20 protein-coding genes are annotated in these 19,705 nt (G+C 40.7%); 8 read left to right on the forward strand and 12 right to left on the reverse strand.

Annotated elements, in window-relative coordinates; genetic code table 11:
- Positions 1-132 precede the first annotated feature (132 nt).
- Genes SFC47_RS07520 through SFC47_RS07530 form a run of 3 tightly spaced genes read left to right on the forward strand, consistent with a single transcriptional unit; the run spans position 133 to position 2,583 of the window.
- Positions 133-1,131 carry a dihydroxyacetone kinase subunit DhaK gene (locus SFC47_RS07520; RefSeq protein WP_411253655.1) on the forward strand — a complete coding sequence of 333 codons (999 nt, stop codon included), beginning with the start codon at positions 133-135 and terminating at the stop codon, positions 1,129-1,131.
- Between the two features lie 2 nt (positions 1,132-1,133).
- On the forward strand, positions 1,134-1,808 hold the full coding sequence (dhaL, locus tag SFC47_RS07525; RefSeq protein ID WP_411253656.1) for a dihydroxyacetone kinase subunit DhaL: 675 nt from the start codon (positions 1,134-1,136) through the stop codon (positions 1,806-1,808).
- A complete protein-coding gene (locus tag SFC47_RS07530; RefSeq protein WP_411253657.1) occupies positions 1,801-2,583 on the forward strand; it encodes a triose-phosphate isomerase in 783 nt (260 codons plus the stop codon). Before dhaL ends, SFC47_RS07530 begins: the two co-directional genes overlap by 8 nt.
- 108 nt (positions 2,584-2,691) lie before the next feature.
- On the opposite strand, the gene SFC47_RS07535 is transcribed toward SFC47_RS07530, so the two are convergent.
- Both SFC47_RS07535 and SFC47_RS07540 read right to left on the reverse strand, forming a co-directional pair.
- Positions 2,692-3,849 carry a pyridoxal-phosphate-dependent aminotransferase family protein gene (locus SFC47_RS07535; RefSeq protein WP_411253658.1) on the reverse strand — a complete coding sequence of 386 codons (1,158 nt, stop codon included), beginning with the start codon at positions 3,847-3,849 and terminating at the stop codon, positions 2,692-2,694.
- A gap of 116 nt (positions 3,850-3,965) precedes the next feature.
- Entirely contained in the window at positions 3,966-5,660 is a 1,695-nt protein-coding gene (locus tag SFC47_RS07540; protein ID WP_411253659.1) for a DUF2207 domain-containing protein, read from the reverse strand.
- Between the two features lie 441 nt (positions 5,661-6,101).
- Here SFC47_RS07540 and SFC47_RS07545 point away from each other — a divergent pair, with 441 nt between their 5' ends.
- Positions 6,102-6,668, forward strand: a complete 567-nt coding sequence (locus SFC47_RS07545) for an LOG family protein (protein WP_411253660.1) — start codon at positions 6,102-6,104, stop codon at positions 6,666-6,668.
- 386 nt (positions 6,669-7,054) lie between these two features.
- On the opposite strand, the gene hxlB is transcribed toward SFC47_RS07545, so the two are convergent.
- The 7 genes from hxlB to SFC47_RS07580 all read right to left on the reverse strand — a co-directional run bounded on the left by hxlB (position 7,055) and on the right by SFC47_RS07580 (position 13,496).
- Positions 7,055-7,603: a 6-phospho-3-hexuloisomerase gene (hxlB, locus tag SFC47_RS07550; RefSeq protein WP_411253661.1), complete on the reverse strand. Its 549-nt coding sequence runs from the start codon at positions 7,601-7,603 to the stop codon at positions 7,055-7,057.
- A 3-nt stretch (positions 7,604-7,606) separates the two neighbouring features.
- Positions 7,607-8,233, reverse strand: a complete 627-nt coding sequence (gene hxlA / locus SFC47_RS07555; RefSeq protein WP_411253662.1) for a 3-hexulose-6-phosphate synthase — start codon at positions 8,231-8,233, stop codon at positions 7,607-7,609.
- Between the two features lie 202 nt (positions 8,234-8,435).
- Positions 8,436-9,413 carry a LacI family DNA-binding transcriptional regulator gene (locus SFC47_RS07560; protein WP_411253663.1) on the reverse strand — a complete coding sequence of 326 codons (978 nt, stop codon included), beginning with the start codon at positions 9,411-9,413 and terminating at the stop codon, positions 8,436-8,438.
- Positions 9,414-9,546: 133 nt separating this feature from the next.
- Entirely contained in the window at positions 9,547-10,185 is a 639-nt protein-coding gene (locus SFC47_RS07565; RefSeq protein ID WP_411253664.1) for a bifunctional 4-hydroxy-2-oxoglutarate aldolase/2-dehydro-3-deoxy-phosphogluconate aldolase, read from the reverse strand.
- 311 nt (positions 10,186-10,496) lie between these two features.
- Entirely contained in the window at positions 10,497-11,780 is a 1,284-nt protein-coding gene (locus SFC47_RS07570) for an MFS transporter (RefSeq protein ID WP_411253665.1), read from the reverse strand.
- Position 11,781: 1 nt separating this feature from the next.
- On the reverse strand, positions 11,782-12,741 hold the full coding sequence (locus SFC47_RS07575) for a sugar kinase (protein ID WP_411253666.1): 960 nt from the start codon (positions 12,739-12,741) through the stop codon (positions 11,782-11,784).
- On the reverse strand, positions 12,738-13,496 hold the full coding sequence (locus SFC47_RS07580) for a sugar phosphate isomerase/epimerase family protein (RefSeq protein WP_411253667.1): 759 nt from the start codon (positions 13,494-13,496) through the stop codon (positions 12,738-12,740). Before SFC47_RS07580 ends, SFC47_RS07575 begins: the two co-directional genes overlap by 4 nt.
- A gap of 177 nt (positions 13,497-13,673) precedes the next feature.
- Here SFC47_RS07580 and SFC47_RS07585 point away from each other — a divergent pair, with 177 nt between their 5' ends.
- Positions 13,674-14,300, forward strand: coding sequence for a class I SAM-dependent methyltransferase (locus SFC47_RS07585; protein ID WP_411253668.1), 627 nt, complete (start codon positions 13,674-13,676; stop codon positions 14,298-14,300).
- A gap of 27 nt (positions 14,301-14,327) precedes the next feature.
- On the opposite strand, the gene SFC47_RS07590 is transcribed toward SFC47_RS07585, so the two are convergent.
- Complete coding sequence (locus tag SFC47_RS07590; RefSeq protein WP_411253669.1) at positions 14,328-14,522, reverse strand: hypothetical protein; 195 nt, start codon at positions 14,520-14,522, stop codon at positions 14,328-14,330.
- 225 nt (positions 14,523-14,747) lie between these two features.
- Positions 14,748-14,885 (reverse strand): YvrJ family protein, encoded by a 138-nt coding sequence (locus SFC47_RS07595; protein WP_095246428.1) that lies wholly within the window; start codon positions 14,883-14,885, stop codon positions 14,748-14,750.
- A 161-nt stretch (positions 14,886-15,046) separates the two neighbouring features.
- Between SFC47_RS07595 and SFC47_RS07600 the strand changes: the two genes are divergently transcribed.
- Positions 15,047-15,301, forward strand: a complete 255-nt coding sequence (locus SFC47_RS07600) for a hypothetical protein (RefSeq protein ID WP_411253670.1) — start codon at positions 15,047-15,049, stop codon at positions 15,299-15,301.
- Between the two features lie 54 nt (positions 15,302-15,355).
- On the opposite strand, the gene SFC47_RS07605 is transcribed toward SFC47_RS07600, so the two are convergent.
- Positions 15,356-16,549 carry an ROK family protein gene (locus SFC47_RS07605; RefSeq protein WP_411253671.1) on the reverse strand — a complete coding sequence of 398 codons (1,194 nt, stop codon included), beginning with the start codon at positions 16,547-16,549 and terminating at the stop codon, positions 15,356-15,358.
- Between the two features lie 230 nt (positions 16,550-16,779).
- Between SFC47_RS07605 and xylA the strand changes: the two genes are divergently transcribed.
- Together xylA and xylB are read left to right on the forward strand one after the other, a co-directional pair.
- Positions 16,780-18,111: a xylose isomerase gene (gene xylA / locus SFC47_RS07610; RefSeq protein WP_411253672.1), complete on the forward strand. Its 1,332-nt coding sequence runs from the start codon at positions 16,780-16,782 to the stop codon at positions 18,109-18,111.
- 71 nt (positions 18,112-18,182) lie between these two features.
- Positions 18,183-19,685 carry a xylulokinase gene (gene xylB / locus SFC47_RS07615; RefSeq protein ID WP_411254085.1) on the forward strand — a complete coding sequence of 501 codons (1,503 nt, stop codon included), beginning with the start codon at positions 18,183-18,185 and terminating at the stop codon, positions 19,683-19,685.
- The last annotated feature ends 20 nt before the right edge of the window (positions 19,686-19,705 follow it).

A 19,705-nucleotide genomic window follows, 5' to 3' on the forward strand; every position in this document is an offset into this window, starting at 1 on the left:
TGAATTGACACGCATGAATGATTAATAGTAAAATGAAAATATAAATTAATAGTTTTTATCTATTTTCGCCTTGAAATGTAAACGCTTAAAGGCATTTTTTAAACAACAGGGTATATCCAGAAGGGAACCATTATGAAAAAAATAATCAATGACCCAGAAAATGTTGTAACAGAAATGGTAGAAGGGTTTATAGCCGCATTCGGCAGTGATTACGAGAAGTTGAAGGATGTAAATGGGGTCGTACGTAAGAATCGAAAAGACAAAGTGGGTATTCTGATTGGCGGCGGCAGCGGTCATGAACCATTATTTATTGGATTTGTTGGTGAGGGACTGGCAGATGGCGCAGCTATTGGCAATGTTTTTGCGGCACCGACACCTAACACGATTGTTGAAGTAACCAAAGCAATCGATTCAGGAAAAGGCGTTATTTATCTCTATGGGAATTACTCAGGAGATACCTTGAACTTTGATATGGCTTCAGAACTCTGCGAAATGGAAGATATCGAGGTAAAAAGTGTTATTGTTTGTGATGATGTTGCATCTGCCCCGTTAGAGCGTGCAAACGATCGCCGAGGAATAGCAGGGGATGTTTTTGTGATAAAGGTTGCAGGCGCTGCTGCAGAGGCAGGACTATCACTCCAAGAAGTAGCACGCATAGCACAAAAAGCCAACGACTCAACAAGATCGATTGGAGTTGCATTAACACCAGGGTCGATCCCGGGTACAGGAAAGTACACTTTCCAGCTAGCAGACGATGAAATCGAATTTGGAATGGGTATCCACGGCGAGCCAGGTATAAATCGTACCAAACTATTACCTGCTGATGAGTTAACAGATATGCTTCTAGATTATTTGATTAAAGATATGACACTTATAAGTGGTGATGAGGTATGTGTGCTCGTCAATGGCCTTGGTGCAACGACGTTAATGGAATTAATGATTATCAATCGAAGAATTGCTGAAGTATTTGAAAGTATAGGGATTACAATCCATGAAACAGATGTAAATAGTTATTGCACAACGCAAGAAATGGGCGGTGCTTCAATTACATTGTTCCGCATGGATGAAGAATTAAAAGGATACTATAATCAACCGGCATATTCGCCGTTTTATATGAAAAAGGGGAGATAAAAATGGAAATGAAGACGCTATTAAACTCACTAACAATTCAACAAACAAAAGAAATGCTGATTTATGTTGGGGAAGAGGTTATGAACAACAAACCACTGTTAACTGAGGTAGACAGTGCCATTGGGGATGGAGATCATGGTATCGGCATGCATGTTGGTTTTTCAAATGCCAATAAGAAATTAACTGTTGAAAATTACTCTGATATTAATGGGATTTTTAAAGAAATTGGAAAAGCGATGATTAATAACATGGGCGGCGCCTCTGGCGTTATCTTTGGAACCATGTTCAGTGGTGGAGTAAGAAAAATGGATTCCTTTGATTCGCTAAATTTAGAATTACTGACAACTATTTTTACAAATGGATTAAAAGGTGTAAAAGAGCGTGGTAAAGCTGACTTAGGTGACAAAACGATGATTGATGCACTAGAACCTGCAGTTGTGTCGTTACAAGCTAGTCTTGATCAAGGAAGGAATTTGCTTGATGCCTTAAAGCAAGCCGAAGCTAGTGCAGCAGCTGGGGTAGAAAATACGAAGAACTATGTTGCTAAATTTGGCCGTGCCAAAACGATGGGTGAACGTGCTATTGGTTTTCAGGATGCGGGTGCAACTACGGTATGGATTATTTTCAAATCTATGGTGCAATGGGTAGAAAAAGCTGAGAGCGATAAAAATGAATAAGATTTGGATTGGTACCAACTGGAAGATGCATAAATCCCTTCATGAAGGGACTAGTTACACGAAGGAATTAATCGGCATAGTTGAGGAATTGGATAGTAATGTTGAGGTCTTTATCATTCCGCCTTACACTTCATTATGGCCGATTAAAGATGTCGTTGGTTCTTCCAGGTTAAAATTAGGCGCCCAGAATATGCATTGGCAGGAAGAAGGAGCTTATACAGGTGAAATCTCGCCGATGATGTTATCGGAAATTGGCCTGGATCTTGTGGAACTAGGCCATTCTGAAAGAAGACAATATTATAATGAAAATGACGTGGATATTAATAAAAAAGCAAAGGCTGCCTTGCGTCACGGTCTTAAACCATTAATTTGTATTGGTGAGAATCTTCAGCATAAAGATCATGGAATTACCGAAGAAGTGATTTCAGCGCAATTGAAAGTAACACTGCAAGGAATCAGTAAAGATCAAGTGGATAATGTCTTGATTGCCTATGAGCCAGTATGGGCGATAGGAGAAGCAGGAAAACCCGCAGAGACAGATTATGTAGGCAAAGTTCATTCACATATACGTGCTATATTAGTAGAATTGTTTGGGGAACGAGGTAAAATTATTCCGATATTATTTGGAGGAAGCGTTAATCAAACTAACTTCATGAGCTATCTTGAAAACGAGGATGTAAATGGCCTGTTTATCGGAAGAGCTGCTTGGAATATGGAGAGCTTTAGAGAAATCTTGTCTACCATTCATGGTACTGCTGTCTCTAGTAGAAGCTAGTAGACTATGAGAGTAGACATATAGTAGTCCTGGGGGCAATGAAAAGTATTTGGATATCATTAGATGAAAAAAGAGGCATGGTCACTAGGACCATGCCTCTTTTTAGACTTACTTCTGCTGAGCAGACAAAAAAACCTTTTGTGCAGCTAATACTCCTGCCCCTGGTTCGAAGGAGTAAGAGAAATCCTGCAATCCAGCTTCGATAAGTGAAACAGCTTGAAGGATATCACTTGGGAAGCAATAGCCCATATGGCCAAATCTGAAAATCTTCCCTTGCAGATGGCCTAAGCCTCCGGCAAAATCAAGATGATATTTCTCCTTTAGATGACTGAGGAACGGTGACAATTCTATTCCTTCTGGAGCACAAATAGCGGTAATGGTTGGTGATGCGTAGTCATCAGATGTCAACAAATCAATAGAAAGTGCCTTCATCGACTCGCGAACCATTTTTTTCATTAATTCATGTCTAGCAACAGTTTGTGCAAATCCGCCTTCCTCCTCAATCAGGTCACAGACCGCGGAAAGTCCCATAATCAATGAAATGGCTGGAGTGTTAGGTGTCATTCCTTTGGAAGCACATTCGCGATAGCTCTGTAAATTTAAGTAATAAGAAGACGTATGATTTTCCTCTATCACTTTCCAAGCTCTTTCACTGACACTTAAAAGGGCCAGGCCAGGAGGGAGCATCATCGCTTTTTGCGATCCGGTTACTAGAATATCGATTCCCCATTGGTCCATCTCAGCAGGAGCACCGCCAAGACAGCTGACGCCATCGACGATAAATAAAGCATCAGTCTGTGAACGAACCACTTTTGCTAGTTTTTCGATTGGATTCAGAATTCCTGTTGAGGTTTCATTATAGGTGGCAAACACGGCCTTTATATTCGATAAAGGTTTTAGAAACTGAATCAAATCTTCTTCGGTACACGCCTCGCCCCAGCTTTTTTCAAGCTTATGTACCTTGTACCCATTTTTCTCACAAATTGAGACGAAATAATCACCAAAGGCGCCGACGGTAATTACCACCACCTCATCCCCAGGTGAAACAGTATTCACTGCGGCTGCTTCTAGAGCTGCAGTACCGCCTGATGGCAGGAGCAGAATTTCTTGCTTTGTCCCAAACACAGGCTTCACACGATTGGTTGTTTCTTGGTATAATCGCACAAACTCCGGGGTGCGGTGGCTGATCATGTCTTGATTCATCGCCAGTTGAACCTTCTTTGGAATGGGTGTAGGTCCCGGGTGCCGCAAAATATTTGGATACATCTCTATACCTCCTTTTTCTTCTCTTACTCTATAATAGTATAGATTTCCATCAAAGAACAATATTATCAGTATTTTCTGATAAAATAAATGAAGCTTGAGGCACCCTCAAGCTTCATTTAGAATGCACCGGAGCCTCCTCCGCCGCCGCCAGTTCCACCACCGCCACTGGAACTTGAGCTGCCGCCATCGCTGCTAGTGGTTGATTGATTAGCAGAGAGAAAACTTGTAGACGTGAAGGGACCGATATAGACAATGGAGTAAAAGACACCGTCATCGTATGAATTTTTGTCTGGTGTAATGAATGCTTCTATCAGCTCATCGTTCTTACGATTAATGTCATTGCTGCTAATACCGAGTCCGTAAATATAGACACGCATACGGTCGTCCTCTGACCATTTTTCCCAATCGGATTGAGACGTTTCCTTAAAACGCACCCTGAACTGCTTCCAGTCGAAGAGTATACGGGCGCCTTCCCAGGTCTTTGGCCGATAAGCAATCGCATAGATAACAAATGCAAGAAACAGGAAGAGTGCTGCGAGAAAGGAGCCAAGGAGATCATAAATCGGAAAAAGGAATAAAAACGGCAGTATCAATACACTTGAAAAACCAACAAGAAATCGGTAGGTTGTTTTATTTTCATAAAGGGAATGGCGATCCACCTCTTCTTTAATGGCACCAAGCCATTCTCTTTGAAATAGGTGGTATGCAGCGTGGTTTTTCTTGTTTTTCGTATAAGCCGTTAAGTCATCAAAGGTAAAGGTAGATTTGCTGCCAATCTTATCAAAAAACCATTCTAATAAAATATTCTCATGCTTCAGCTTTCCTTTTGGATTGAGCCTTTTAAACTGGTCATCTGCTGTTTTAGCCACATAACCCTGGCGGACCAAATCTAGCAAACCTGCTGCCATCGCCTGCGGCGGAAGGTAGCTGTTGTTTGTAAAGAAGATGGTAGCTGGTATACTCATGATTTGTTTTGGAACGGAAAGAAACGGGGTTTCTTCACGAGTTAACTCAATTCGCCTTAAACGTGCGGACAGCCAATCACGTATAATTAACAGTAGTAAAATAATAGAGAAAGCAGGGAGGCCAATTGTGCCTATTCTAGAAAGAATTTCCCTTGTTTGTGCATCAGCTGCAGCCTGCACAATGAGTTCTTGCTCTGCCTTAAGAATATCCTCCTTCATCGGTTTATCTACGGTGATGGGGGCGTTAGGAAAAAGCTCGGCAGGATAGGCAACACGGATATCGGCATTTGTATTACTTGGTACATACCCTAGCTTAAAAAGGACAGACCCCTCTTCCTGAATACTATCTTTCGTAAACGCCTCATCATATCCAAAGGCAATGACATCCTCTGCCGGGGCAGGTGGATGAATGGTGATTGAAAGATTTTCATAAGAGGATTCATTTCGATCATCAAAAAATGGCCAGTAAAATTGTGCAACATCTTGATAGACTTCTAGTCCGTTTTCAATTGTATAGTGGAGTGTTACTGTAATACTTTCATTCTCACCTTTTCGGTGAATTTTATATAGATCATCTTCTGTTTCAATTCTTAAGGATTTTCCATTCTCGTCTGCCGTAAATTGAGTAATGGCAGCTCCCTCTTTCGGAACCACTTCACGAGTAATCCCGTTAAATTCACCTTCAAACTCATACGTATGCGTTTCTACTACTTCTACATCCCCGTTGTCCCGTAGGAAAGCGTCGATTTTCACATTGTTAATTGAAAATTCTACAGCTAAACCTTGGTGGGGGAAACTGAATAACAATGCAGCCAATAGCAAGCTAGTAAACCATTTTTTTAGCATGTGCGTGTCACCCTCTTTCCTAATAATAGTAATACGAAAGAAAAGGGGGGAGGTTTCAACGATATTCCACAACTAAAGATTAGGTATTAGAACTGTTTATTAAAACGTAAGCTATTTTAAGGAAAAAAAAAGATCCGGCCAGGTGCCGAATCAATAAAAATAAAACAATAGGGGGTTCTTGAAAAAAAAGGTAGATAATAATAGTAATAGTCTATCCTTTTCTTAAAAACATCATACCTGTTAATTATGAAAAAACTATTAATGTATGTAGAAGTTTCTATTAACAATTGGGTTCCTCTTCAATATGAGGTATTTTTAGAAAAATTGGTGCCTGTCACCCATCCAAAGATGGCAATAAAAAAAATTTTTCATTTTTTTAGTTTGTTTTACGTTTTATCTTTCACTATAATCTTAGTACAACGAAACGGAGGAGGGTTCAGCATGAAACGAGTGGCGGTTTATTGCGGCTCTAGTTTGGGTGCTTCAGAGGCCTATAAAATAGGGGCGATTCAATTAGGGAAAGAGCTTGCAAAGCGGAATATTACCCTGGTTTACGGCGGTTCAAGTATCGGATTAATGGGAGCGGTCGCTGATACGGTGTTAAACGAGGGCGGACATGCGATTGGTGTGATACCTAAAATTCTGGAGGAACGCGAAATCTCCCATAAGGGGCTGACGGAATTAATCACTGTTGATACCATGCATGAACGAAAAGCCAAAATGGCCGAGTTAGTGGATGGATTTGTGGTTATGCCTGGCGGGACGGGAACGCTGGAAGAATTTTTCGAAGTTTTTACCTGGGGACAGATTGGGCTCCATAAAAAACCATGCGGTCTTCTCAACATCAACCATTATTACGACCCGCTGATTCGATTGTTCGAGCATATGATTGAACAGAAGTTTCTGCAGGAAAAATTCGGTTCGATGGCGATTATTGAGGAAGACCCGGCGGCACTGCTCGATAAGTTTCTACACTATGAAGCTCCTTCGATAAAAGCATTCGAATAAGAAAGCATTGGAAAAAGCAGTGGAACTCACTGCTTTTATCATGTGAATTATAGCAGTGCCTGAATGGATAAATAAATACATAAACAGGAAATTATCAAGAAATTTCATCCTAAAGATGTCATTGTGAATTACATGGATGCCACGATAGGGACCTATGCTGGGAAAGATGGGATGATTATTTCGTTTTAAAAAACTAGATTGATTTTGACGGATTTTGGAGCACTGCTATTTGGGAATTATCGACAAAATATTTCCCGGAAAACTATTTAAAGTTCGTTTTGAAAAAGGGTTTTCCGTCACTTTAATTAATCGTTTAATTAAGGCGGAATGCTAGCATATGCTGTCGAAAAAATAAGACCCATTTGAAGTGGGTCTTTAATTTTGTCCTATTCTAAATTACTATGACGCCCAAATGCAGCATCATGGTCCACTTGGGTAAGGGCGCTGTACAGAAGACATAATGTGTCAAAAACAAGATGAGCACATTGGTCAAATAGCGAACCAAGCGGCTGAATGGTTTTTAGTTCGTTTTCACGGCGATACTTGGTAGCAGCTGGAACGTGAAGAACCGTGGTTGCCGCTTGTGCCAAAGCCGATTCAGGATTTGTGGTAACAGCCACAACTGAACAGCCAAGTGAGTTTGTTTTTTCAGCAGTCCAAACGACATTTTTAGTTGTTCCAGAGCCGGAAATGGCAACTAATAGATCGCCTTCTTCAATGGAAGGTGTAATGGTTTCACCTACAACATAAACCGTTGCCCCTAAGTGCATTAAGCGCATCGCAAATGATTTTGCCATTAGCCCCGAACGTCCTTCACCATTAACAAAAATACGCTTAGCTTTTTGCAATTGGCCGGCAATATTTTGCAGCTGGTTTTCTTTAACTTGACTTAACACTGTTTCAATTTCTTTTATGATAGTCGGTATGAGTAACATGTTTTATAGGACCTCCACTTGTTTAAATTTTGCCGCAGCTTCTGCTGGATTCTCTGCCTTTGTAATCGCTGAACCAATAATGACGATAGATGGGTTGAGCGTCTTTTGTAAGGATTCCAAGGACTCCAGCGTAATTCCGCCTGCTGCTGCAATCGTCATCCCGGGTTCATAGATGTTTTTATTTCCGGAACCATGATTAGAGGCACCAAGCTCTTCCTGTTGATCCTTACTCACATGCTCACAGAATACGGCATTTTTATATTTCATTAAATCTCTTTTTTGCTGCTCTGATGTATTTAATAAATCAATCATTACTGTTTTGTTGTAGCGCTGTGCAACTTCCATACAAACATCAATGGTTACAAGGGGAGACACGCCCATAACGGTAGCGACATCCGCTCCAGCTTCAAAATACATTTCAAATTCATAACGGGCATTATCAATCGTCTTAATATCGGCAACAATCGTTTTGTCAGGGAAGGCTTGTTTCATCTCTCTGACACTGGACATCCCATATTCCTTGATCAATGAGGTCCCAACCTCAATCCAATCAATGGAATCAGCCACTTTTTTTGTTAAATCTATCGCTTCGTTTATTTCCATTCGATCTAAAGCAAGCTGTATTTTCATCGTTCAAACTCCTTTTTCGGCAGTTAGATAAACCGATTTACTAAATCGGTTTATGAATTGATTATACTTCATTTGTAAGCGTTCTTCAATAGAAAAGTGGACTAGTGACAGGCACTAGTCCACTCGTTAAGGTGCTTAGGTTTCGGTTGTGTGTCCGCCTGAGGTGGACAGTGTCCACGAGCGGTGACAGGCACCAACATACCTACATCAATTTGCTTGGAAATACAAATATTTCTGGTTCTTGGTTTTCTTTTTGTATTTGCTGGTAGAGCAGCTGTGCTGCTTTTCTGCCCATTTCGGCTGCGGGCTGGATGATAAAGGATAATGAGGGCTCTAGCATTTGTGAGAATGGGATATTGTCGAACACGACTACATCCAGGTCTTCTCCAAATTTGATTCCTTTTTCCTTTAGGAATTCTCCGAGTGCAATAAAAACCCGATCATTTGCGGCGAACAATGCCGTTGGCTTTACATCCTGGGAAAAGAGCTGTTCTAGTTTCCCCTTCATTTCCACGATAGTTCCTTCAATAATAAAGTCTGGATTCAATTCTAACCCGGCATCCATTAATGCCTTTTTGTAGCCTTCCAATCGATCAATCCGGGTACTGACTGTTAACGGCTGTACAGCGAAGGCAATATTTTGATGACCTTTTTCAATGAAGTGCTGAATTGCCTTGTAGGTGGATTCGGCATTATCGGTGATGACGGTATATACATCGGGGTTTTCCACTTTTCTATCCACAAACACCACTGGATAGCCTTGCTTGACCATATTTTCATATAAAGCATTGTTTTTCCCCGTTGGAAAAATAATCAGACCATCCACCTGTTTGGCTCGCAGCATTTCAATGTATTTCTTTTCTTTTTCAGGGTTATCATCCGCGTTGCAGACGATTGCCTGCAAATCGTATTGATGGAAGAAATCTTCAATCGCCCGGCTGACCTCTGTTGAAAAATAGTGGGTTATATTCGCGACAATAATTCCGATCAGGGATGTGCGCTTTTGTTTTAGACTTCGCGCCAAAAAGTTTGGCTGGTAGCCAAGGGTGGTGATGGCATCTTCAATTTTCTGCTTTGTTTTTTCACCCATATATTCATAGCGTTTATTCAAATATTGAGAAACGGTGCTCTTTGAAACACCTGCTTCACGGGCCACATCGGCCATTGTTACTCTTTCCATGCCTATCTTCCTCTTTCTGTTAATCACTGCTTTCATTTTACCGGCAAATCCACTATTTATCTAGTGGCGCTGCAGGAATAGGAGTCACCTAATAGAAAAGAGGATGACGCATGCATGTGTCATCCTCTTCCTGTTATGCCTTTCTTGCAGTCTGGACTTGGCCGATCAGTTTTTTTGCATTTTCTGTAATCAAAGCTAAATACTGTTCAGTTAACTCTTTTTTTGGATCCACCAATGAACTTCCCACTCCAACGGCAACAGCGCCGGAACGAATATAGTCGCTTGCATTTTCCATATCGATGCCGCCCGTTGGCATTAGTGGAATATGGGGAAGAGGACCGGCAATATTTTTAAAATAACCTGGTCCTACGCTTCCTGCTGGAAATACTTTAATAACATCTGCACCGTACTCATAAGCAGTCAGGATTTCAGTAGCCGTAAACGCTCCTGGAACACTGATCACCCCATAGCGTTTTGTGATTTCAATCGTTTCCTTTCGAACAGTCGGTGAAAACACAAACTTTGCTCCCGATAAAATCGCTGCCCTGGCAGTTTCGGCATCTAATACCGTTCCGGCACCAACAAACATTTCATCTCCAAACACATCGGCAGCTTTTTCAATTACTGCCAGTGCTTTTGGTGTTTCCATCGTAATTTCAAGTGCTGTAACTCCGCCGTCCTTTAAAGCAGCAGCCATTGGAATAATACTTTCAATACTTGCACCGCGAATCACCGCAACCACCGAACGTTTTTTGATTTCTTCCACACCCATGTAAAAAATCTCCTCTCATAATGGATAACAGCCTTAGAAAAACCTAAGGCTGTTTACCTTTTTTTGAATCTAGCTCCAGCGCCTAGGGGCTCGGGTCATAAAGGTGTCTAGTTGCGGCTCCTTGGGACTCGAGGCATAAGCCACCCACTGAAGAAGGCAAAAAGCGCCTTCTTGCAGTGGTCGTCTTATGCCTTCGTCCCAGAGCAGTCGCCTCCACATTTCATTCAATCCGTCAAGAAGGTTAAAGAGCAACCTTCTCGCCGGCTCGTCTAGACATAAGCCCCTGTGCAAGGCGCTTCCGCTTTTTAAACTTACGCGCTCACTTTCATATCTGCGGGCTTCGTGCTATCCTTTTTTGCGGTATTTACCGCCCAAACTGTTAAGATTGCTGAAAGGAATAATGAACCTGCCATAAAGATATAAGAAGCACCAAATCCACCTGTAACACCGTTCAAATAACCTACGATATAAGCACCAACGAATGATCCTAATGCACCCATAGAGTTAATAAGAGCCATTGCACCACCGGCAACGTTGCGCGGCAGGATTTCAGGAATAATTGCAAAGAATGGACCGTATGGAGCATACATCGCACCACCTGCAATGACTAACAATACAAAGGAAATCCAGAAATGCTGTGTTCCAATTGCATATGAAGCATAGAAGGCAATGGCGCCAATTAACAGGAATGGCCATACAAATGCACTGCGGTTCATCATTTTATCAGAGAAATATGAAGCCGTTAACATTAGAACAATCGCTAAGATATAAGGGACTGAAGACAACCAGCCTGTTGTGACAATATCCATATTCGGCGCTGCTTTGATAATAGAAGGAAGCCACATTACAAACCCATAGACACCAATGCTCCATAGGAAGTATTGAATGCTAAGTAAAATAACAGGTTTTGATTTAAAGGCTTCACCATAGTTCTTAACAGGCTTAATTCCTTCTTGCTCTTTTGCTAATTGTAATTCAAGATCAGACTTTTCTTTGTCGGTTAACCATTTTGCGTCACGCGGTTTATCATTAACTAATTTCCACCAAATGAATGCCCAAACAACAGCCGGAAGACCTTCGATAATAAACATCCATCTCCAGCCGACAGATTCTACTAAATAACCAGAAACAATTGACATCCATAATACAGTTGCTGGGTTACCAAGAATTAAGAAGGTATTGGCACGAGAACGTTCTTTTTTCGTAAACCAGTTGCTCAAGAGTACAAGCATGGACGGCATAACAGCGCTTTCTACGACCCCAAGCGCGAAACGAATCACGAATAGTAACTTCACATTTGTGACCATACCAGTAGCAGTTGCGAGTAAGCCCCAAGCGATCAATGACCAAAAAATCAGGACCTTGGCACTCTTTTTCTCTGCATAAGCTGCACCCGGAACTTGGAAGAAGAAATATCCTAAGAAGAAAAGAGCACCGAGCAGGGAGGAGGTCGCCGCTGTGATATCTAAGTCCTTCGCTAATCCTGAAGCGGCTCCGAATCCATAATTGGCACGGTCAAGATAGGCAAGACTGTAAGTAATAAAGGCAATTGGAATCAGATAGAACCATCTTTTTTTGGCAATGGTTTGTTTCATGTTATTTCACTCCCTGTAAGTTTTTTTCTATATATTTTGCTAATTCCTCTTTCGTTGGGTAGCCGTCATTGTCTCCAGGTGACTGTACCGCTAATGAACCAATTGCATTCCCTCGAATTACTGCGTCTTTAATGGAGAGTCCTTCTAAAAGACCACTAATGACTCCAACCGCAAAACCATCGCCGGCACCAACTGTATCAACAACTTTTTCAACAGGAAATCCGAGTACGGTTCCTTCTTCGGATGCTGTTTTATAGTAAGCTCCCGCTGGTCCCAGCTTAATCACAACCAGCTTAACGCCCTTATCTAAATAAAAGGAAGCAATGTCACTTGGATTTTTAAAACCGGTTAAAATTTCACCCTCACTAAGTCCTGGTAACACGGTATCCACTTGGAAAGCCACTTCATTGATTTCTTTTACCATTTCTTCTTGTGATGCCCAAAGAGTCGGCCGTAAATTCGGATCAAACGAAACCTTGCGATTATTTTTTTTCATAAAAGCTAGAGCATGTTTGGCAAATCCCCGTGCATCTTCTGAGAGTGCTAAGGGAATCCCCGTCATATGAAGGTGTTTTGCCTCTAGAAAATACGCTTCATTGAAATCATCTTTATTTAGGTGGCTTGCAGCCGATCCTTTTCGGAAGTATTGAACCTCTGGATCACCTTCAAACACCATCGACTTTAATTGAAAACCGGTTGGGTATTTGCTGTCCAATAATACATGATCGATGTTGACGTTTTCATTTTTAAGCCGATTGATAATGAAAGTACCAAATGCGTCACTGCCTACTTTACTTGCCCAGCCAGAGCCGAATCCTAATCGTGCTAAACCAATGGCCACATTTGTTTCTGCTCCAGCAAGTTCGCGGGTAAATTCGCTGACTTCATGTAAGGAACCAGGGTGATTTGCCATAAACATAGCCATTGCTTCGCCAAAAGTTACGACATCTAATTGTTTCATGCTAATGCCTCGCTTTCTGTCATCATTTGAATAAACTCTTTGGTTCTTTCCTTTGGCTCAATTGGAAATTCAAGTGCTTTTACTATGTCTTTTGGAAGACCGTTCATCACCATTTCCCAGCTATGACCAATATTTCTCTGAAGCGGTACCGTTACAAGTTCACCGTTTTCCTGATCCACTTGTTTTAAATGAAGATAATGAACATATTGGGAAAGCTGCGTTAATGCTTCTCGTACATACTGTTTAGAATAGTACCAGTTTCCAGCATCAAAGGTCATTTTCACCGGAACGTTCTCTTCGGCTGCGCTTTCAAAAAAGGATTTTAAATGAGCAATATTACCGCCGTGCAGCGTCTGGTCATTCTCAACAAACAGTTGAAGTTCAGGGTACTGCTTTAAAAAAGTGTGAAGGGAGCTGAGCTTTGATTGCGTTTTATCAAAATGCCCTAGTGAAACTTTAATCCACTTTGCTCCGAGCTTTTTTCCTTCTTCAAAAATGGTTGCTAAATCTTGTTCATTAAGTTGATAATCCTCTTTCCACAATTCTATTGGAGCAGAAAAGACGGTAAAGAGTTGATGTTGTTCCAATTCTTGCTTCAAGCTATCTAAGGATGGATCTTGTTTCGAAAATAACTCTCTGCGTATCTCGATTCCATATGCACCTGAATTCGCAATGAGTTTTATAAAGGAAGCTTGCCCTTTCTCTAACACTTCCAATCTATCAAAAGCATTTAAAGGGACAATCACTTTTTGCATGGTATGACACCTACTTTGAAGTATTGAGGTAATAAATCGTTTTAGTAAACCGGTTTAGTAAATCGGTTTATGGATGTATTATATACCCAATGAAAGCGCTCTTGCAACAATAATTTTTTTATTTTTTGATTTAAACCACTATAATAAATGAAAAAAGCCTAAAGGAGATTGAGTTAGATGGAATTTTGGGAATCCAGTTTTATCGATAAACAAACGATGTGGGGGTTTGAACCTGCAGATTCAGCCATCTTGGCAAAGGATTTTTTCCTTGAAAAGAACATAAAAGATATATTAATCCCGGGAATTGGATATGGCAGGAATGCGAAGATTTTTATTGACCATGGAATCAAGGTAACCGGTATTGAGATTTCAAAAACGGCGATTGATTTAGCGAGGCAGAATGGAATTGATTGTCCTATTTATCATGGTTCTGTATCGGACATGCCATTTGATAACAAACAGTATGACGGCATATTTTCTTATGCTCTTCTTCACTTGTTGAATGAAGCTGAGAGAGAGAAGTTTATCAAAGATTGTTTCAATCAGCTAAAGCCAAATGGATATTTAATATTGACAACCGTTTCAAAAAAAGCCCCAATGTTTGCGAAGGGTAAACAGTTGGCTGAAGACTATTATGAGATCATGGAAGGCGTGAAAATGTATTTTTATGATGCTGATTCCATCAAACGAGACTTTGAAAAATACGGACTGGTAGAGTTTACAGAGATAGACGAACCCAATAAGGAAATGAAAAATAAACCTTCTATCAATTTTATATTGGTAAAGTGTCAGAAAGGCCAATAGACAATGCCCGGCAAAAAGAGGCACTCCTCACTTTTTATGCCTATTTTTGCCTGGGTGTAAAATCTTAATAGACAGCACTTCACCGCAAGTTGTACACACCGTATAGTTTGTTTCCAAACCTTTGGTAAAACTTTTTTCTGAGAAGGTGAGGCGAAAGTGGCTGCCAGATTGAGCAAAGGCAGTACCGCCGCAGGCTAGACATTTCTTCATCTTCAAATTCATAAAAACCCTCCTTTTAAAAAAATTTCCAATCAAGAGACGGAAAAAATTGTAAAAGGTTTCATGTTCATAAAAAAAAAGATTCGGCCAGTTGCCGAATCAAAAAAGAAATCTTATAAAAGGGGGTTATGAAAGAGAGAAAAAAGTTTGTCCTCTTCATGTCATTTATCTTACCCCCTAAGTATGAACAAATTATGAATAAAGGTTTAAGGTTCTATTAATTTCCCATTATCCCTTCATGCGCTCGGGCAGATTCTGGATCGATTGAACCACCATATCCAGCTTCGACTCAATTCGATATAGCAGGTAAAGGGTGACAATGATAGGGAATCCGACCTCACTGATGAGAGGTATCATCTGCTCCACGATATTTCACTCCTTTCTAGTAAGCAGGCCGGATTCTACTAGAATCCGGTTTCCTGCTCTATTTAATTGCATATTTCGGGACATCTTTCCGCAGCAAACTGGAAACTCTATGAATTTACCTCCTTATACTCTTTATATATAGAAAAGAAGGGCAAAAGGACATGGTTAGAAAAAATAAATCTCAGCTGGAGCCGACTGGAGTGCCCGAAAAGCATACAGAAAAAGCAATTGGGTCAATGCAGAGGAGCTGGAGTGCCCAAAGAGAACATGAAAATAGCAATTGGGTAACTCCAAGAGGATTTGGAGTGCCCGAAGAGAACATGAAAATAGCAATTGGGTCACTCCAGGAGATTTGGAATGCCCGAAGAGCATACGGAGAAAACCATTTGGATCAATGCAGTTATAAAAGAAGCTGACCCAAATGGCCGTGGATGACGACTACTTGGGTCAGCTTCATATTTTCATTTAATCTAACCCTTCAGGCGGCTAGCTAAATTTTCTCCCACGTCTGATTTCAAAAAATCCTCGGTAACAAAGGTTGAAATTCCGACTGCGGTTGAATAGGATTTTAAATCGGCAAAGTTAATTTGCAAGTTCGGTGCACTTTGCTTTAATGTGTGACTTTCCACTACCTCTCTAATAGAGGGAAGTAACCATTCCTCTGCAATGGATAAACGGTTGCCGATAATAATCTGCTGGGGATTAAAGATATTAATAATATTGTTAATGCCAATACCTAGATATTTACCAATGTTTTTAAATAAATCCCGTATCTCTTCATGATCGCTTGCGAGTTTGCATAAAGTTTCAAGGCTTAAAGGTTCTTCCTGATCGAATAGGCTCAACTCTTTTGCTCCATTTAATAAAGCTTGTTCAGATGCATACAATTCCCAGCAGCCAACGCTTCCACAATTGCACTTATTCCCATTGATATCGATAATCATATGACCCATTTCTCCAGAAAAGCCATTTGCGCCGCGGTAAAGACTGCCTTCTAAAATAAATCCAACCCCGAGTCCGATGCCGGCGCTTACATAAATTACATGATCATATTCTTTTCCTGCGCCAAAATGTTTTTCTCCGCAGGCTCCAGCATTTGCTTCATTTTCAATAATGACAGGGAGATTAAATTCGTCGGCAATGTCCTGCTTTAAATTAACATTCTTCCATCCTAAATTGGGAGCGAGAAGGATGTTTTGTCCATCTCCACTTACAATTCCCGGCACACCAATACCAATGCCAACCACTCCATAATGACTTTCAGGTGAGGAGGCGGCAAGTGTTTTGATTACCTCTTTAATGGTCTTAAGTGTTTCTCCGTATTCCATATTGTTCATAGGCTTCATGGTCTCAATCACAATATTTCCTGATAGGTCACAAAGAACACCTAATATATAATTAACCCCTAAATCAATTCCGATCGAGTACCCCGCACGCTCATTAAATAACAGCATGACGGGACGCCGTCCACCGCTTGATTTCCCCGGGCCCATCTCATAGCACATTTTCTCGTCGATTAATTCGTTTACTAACGAGGAGACGGTTCCTTTCGCTAGTCCTAATTGAATTGAAAGATCAGCACGAGAAATGGGAGCCTCCCCTTTAATGGTTTGCAAGATTCGTGCTTTGTTACTTATCTTTACCAATTGTTGATTCCAACTCATTTTGTTTACCCCTCAGTTTTCATAATGGCGGGAGAGTTTTGTCTATTTCTACTATCTCCAGTTGAATTGTCTATTTCATATATACCATATAATTTACAAAAAATAAACTTAGTTCATCCACTAGACAAACTAAGTTTGCGGTGATACAATCAAACTGTAGTCAAGAAGGAAACGTTTTCTCATAATTGAAAACGATGACAAACCATAAAAACCATTTGGAGGAATGAAGGATGAGCTATTTTAAAAATGTAAACACTGTTAAATATGAAGGCCAAAATTCTATCAATCCACTAGCATATAAATTTTACAATCCAGAAGAAATCATCAATGGAAAAAGAATGGAGGACCTTCTTCGTTTCGCCGTGTCATACTGGCACACTTTCACGATGGAAGGAAATGATCCGTTCGGACAAGGAACAATGGAACGTCCATACAACAAGCTTTCTGGGATGGATCTTGCGAAAGCACGCGTAGAGGCATCATTCGAATTTTATGAAAAACTAAATGTTCCTTTCTTCTGCTTCCATGATGCAGATATTGCTCCTGAAGGAGAAACTTTAAGCGAAACATTTAAGAACTTAGATGAAATCGTTGCAATGATTAAAGAATACATGAAAACTAGCAAAACAAAGTTATTATGGAATACAGCGAACATGTTCTCAAACCCGCGCTGGCTGCACGGGGCTGCAACAGCTCCAAATGCGGATGTATTTGCGTATGCAGCGGCAAAGGTAAAGAAAGGTCTTGAAGTCGGTAAAGAATTAGGTGCCGAAAACTATGTGTTCTGGGGCGGCCGTGAAGGTTATGAAACCTTGCTTAACACGAATATGAAGCTTGAGCTTGATAACTTAGCACGTTTCTTCCATATGGCGAAGGATTATGCAAAGGAAATTAACTTTGATGCTCAGTTCTTAATTGAGCCAAAGCCGAAAGAGCCTACCAAACATCAGTATGATTTTGACGTTGCAACTAGTCTATCATTCTTACAATCTTACGGATTACAAGACTACTTCAAGTTTAATATTGAAGCAAACCATGCAACGCTTGCAGGACACACTTTTGAGCATGAATTACATGTAGCACGTATCAACGGAATGTTAGGTTCTGTCGATGCAAACCAAGGCGATTCGCTTCTTGGCTGGGACACAGACGAGTTCCCAACAGATATCTATTCTACAACACTAGCAATGGTTGAAATTCTAAAGAATGGCGGTCTTGGCTCTGGAGGATTGAACTTTGATGCCAAAGTGAGAAGAACTTCATTTGACCCTGAGGATTTGTTCTATGCACACATTGCTGGAATGGACTCCTTTGCCATTGGCGCAAAAGTAGCGCAGCGATTAATTGAGGATAAAGTGCTTGATAACTTTATTGCAGATCGTTATAGCAGTTATACAAATGGCATTGGACTTGAAATTGTTGAAGGGAAAACAGACTTCCGTAAGCTTGAGCAATATGCACTTGGTCTTACGAAAATTGAAAACAAATCAGGCAGAACAGAACAACTGAAATCAACATTAAATAAATACATTTTAGAAGCATATGCAACAGTGAATGCCTAAAAAATAATATAAGGAATGTGCTGGGGAACTATTTGTTCTCTGGTACATCCTTTTTTAAAAGGATGATTGATGTGAAATATGTAATTGGAATTGATCTTGGGACGAGCGCTGTAAAAGTGCTGCTGGTAAATAAGGAAGGGAAGGTCTGTAATGAAGTTTCACGGCCGTATCCGTTAATTCAAGAAAAGTCCGGTTATAGTGAACAAGAGCCGAAGGAATGGGTAGAAAAGAGTGTAGATGCTCTAAAGGAGCTTGTTGTACAATTTAGTGGAAACGTTTCCGATATTGAAGGGATCAGTTTTTCCGGGCAAATGCACGGACTTGTTCTGTTAGATGAAGAGCATCATGTTTTACGAAATGCAATCCTCTGGAATGATACAAGAACAACGGAGCAATGCCAGCTCATTAATGAATTGGCAGGGGAAGACCGTCTGTTAGACATCACTAAGAATCAAGCGTTAGAGGGATTTACGTTACCAAAACTTTTATGGGTAAAACAATATGAGCCTGAGATTTTACAACAAGCATCAGTTTTCTTGCTGCCGAAGGATTATCTTCGCTATAAGTTGACGGGGGCTATCCATAGTGAATATTCAGATGCCGCGGGCACATTATTGTTAAACGTAAGTGAGAAAAAGTGGAGCGAGGAACTATGCGATATCTTTGGAATTGATGCTAAGCTTTGCCCTCCATTAGTGGAATCTCATGAATATGTAGGAAATATTACCGAAGAGATCGCAGAGTTGACTGGCTTATCTGTCGATACAAAAGTGTTTGCCGGCGGTGCCGATAATGCTTGTGGTGCGATTGGCTCTGGAATTCTTTCTGAAGGGAAGACTCTGTGCAGTATTGGTACATCTGGTGTAGTTCTTTCATATGAAGAGCGCAATAACCGGGATTTTCAGGGGAAAGTACATTATTTTAACCATGGAGAAGAAAATGCCTTTTACACAATGGGGGTAACTCTTGCTGCTGGGCATAGTTTAACCTGGTTTAAGAATACATTTGCAGAACACGAATCCTTTGATTCGCTGTTGGCTGGATTAACCGAAGTTCCGATTGGGGCGAACGGCCTTTTATTTACACCCTATTTAGCAGGTGAACGTACACCGTACGCAGATTCTGTGATTCGGAGCAGTTTTATTGGCATGGATTCTAGTCATAATCGGAATGACTTTGTGCGCTCCGTCATTGAAGGAATTACCTTCTCATTAAATGAATCTATTGAAATCTTTAGAGAAAGCGGCAAGAATATTGATACTGTCATTTCGATTGGAGGAGGGGCGAAGAATGAGGAGTGGCTCCAAATTCAAGCGGATATTTTCAATGCGAAAATCGTCAAGTTATCCAGTGAACAAGGACCAGCTGTTGGTGCTGCCATATTGGCTGCATATGGGTGTGAGTGGTATGACTCCTTAGAGGAATGTGCCAATGTTTTTATCTCTTCTGAGAAAGCGTATACACCTATACCTGAAAATGTCGAGAAATATAAACAGCTATTCCAATTATATAAGCAGGTATATGTGCAAACAAAAGAACTGAATGAAGGATTAAAAAGGTTTAGAAAACAGTAACGAAGGTAGTGAAGAAAAAA

This window comes from Neobacillus niacini (assembly GCF_046591715.1).
Lineage (GTDB): Bacteria > Bacillota > Bacilli > Bacillales > Cytobacillaceae > Neobacillus > Neobacillus niacini_L.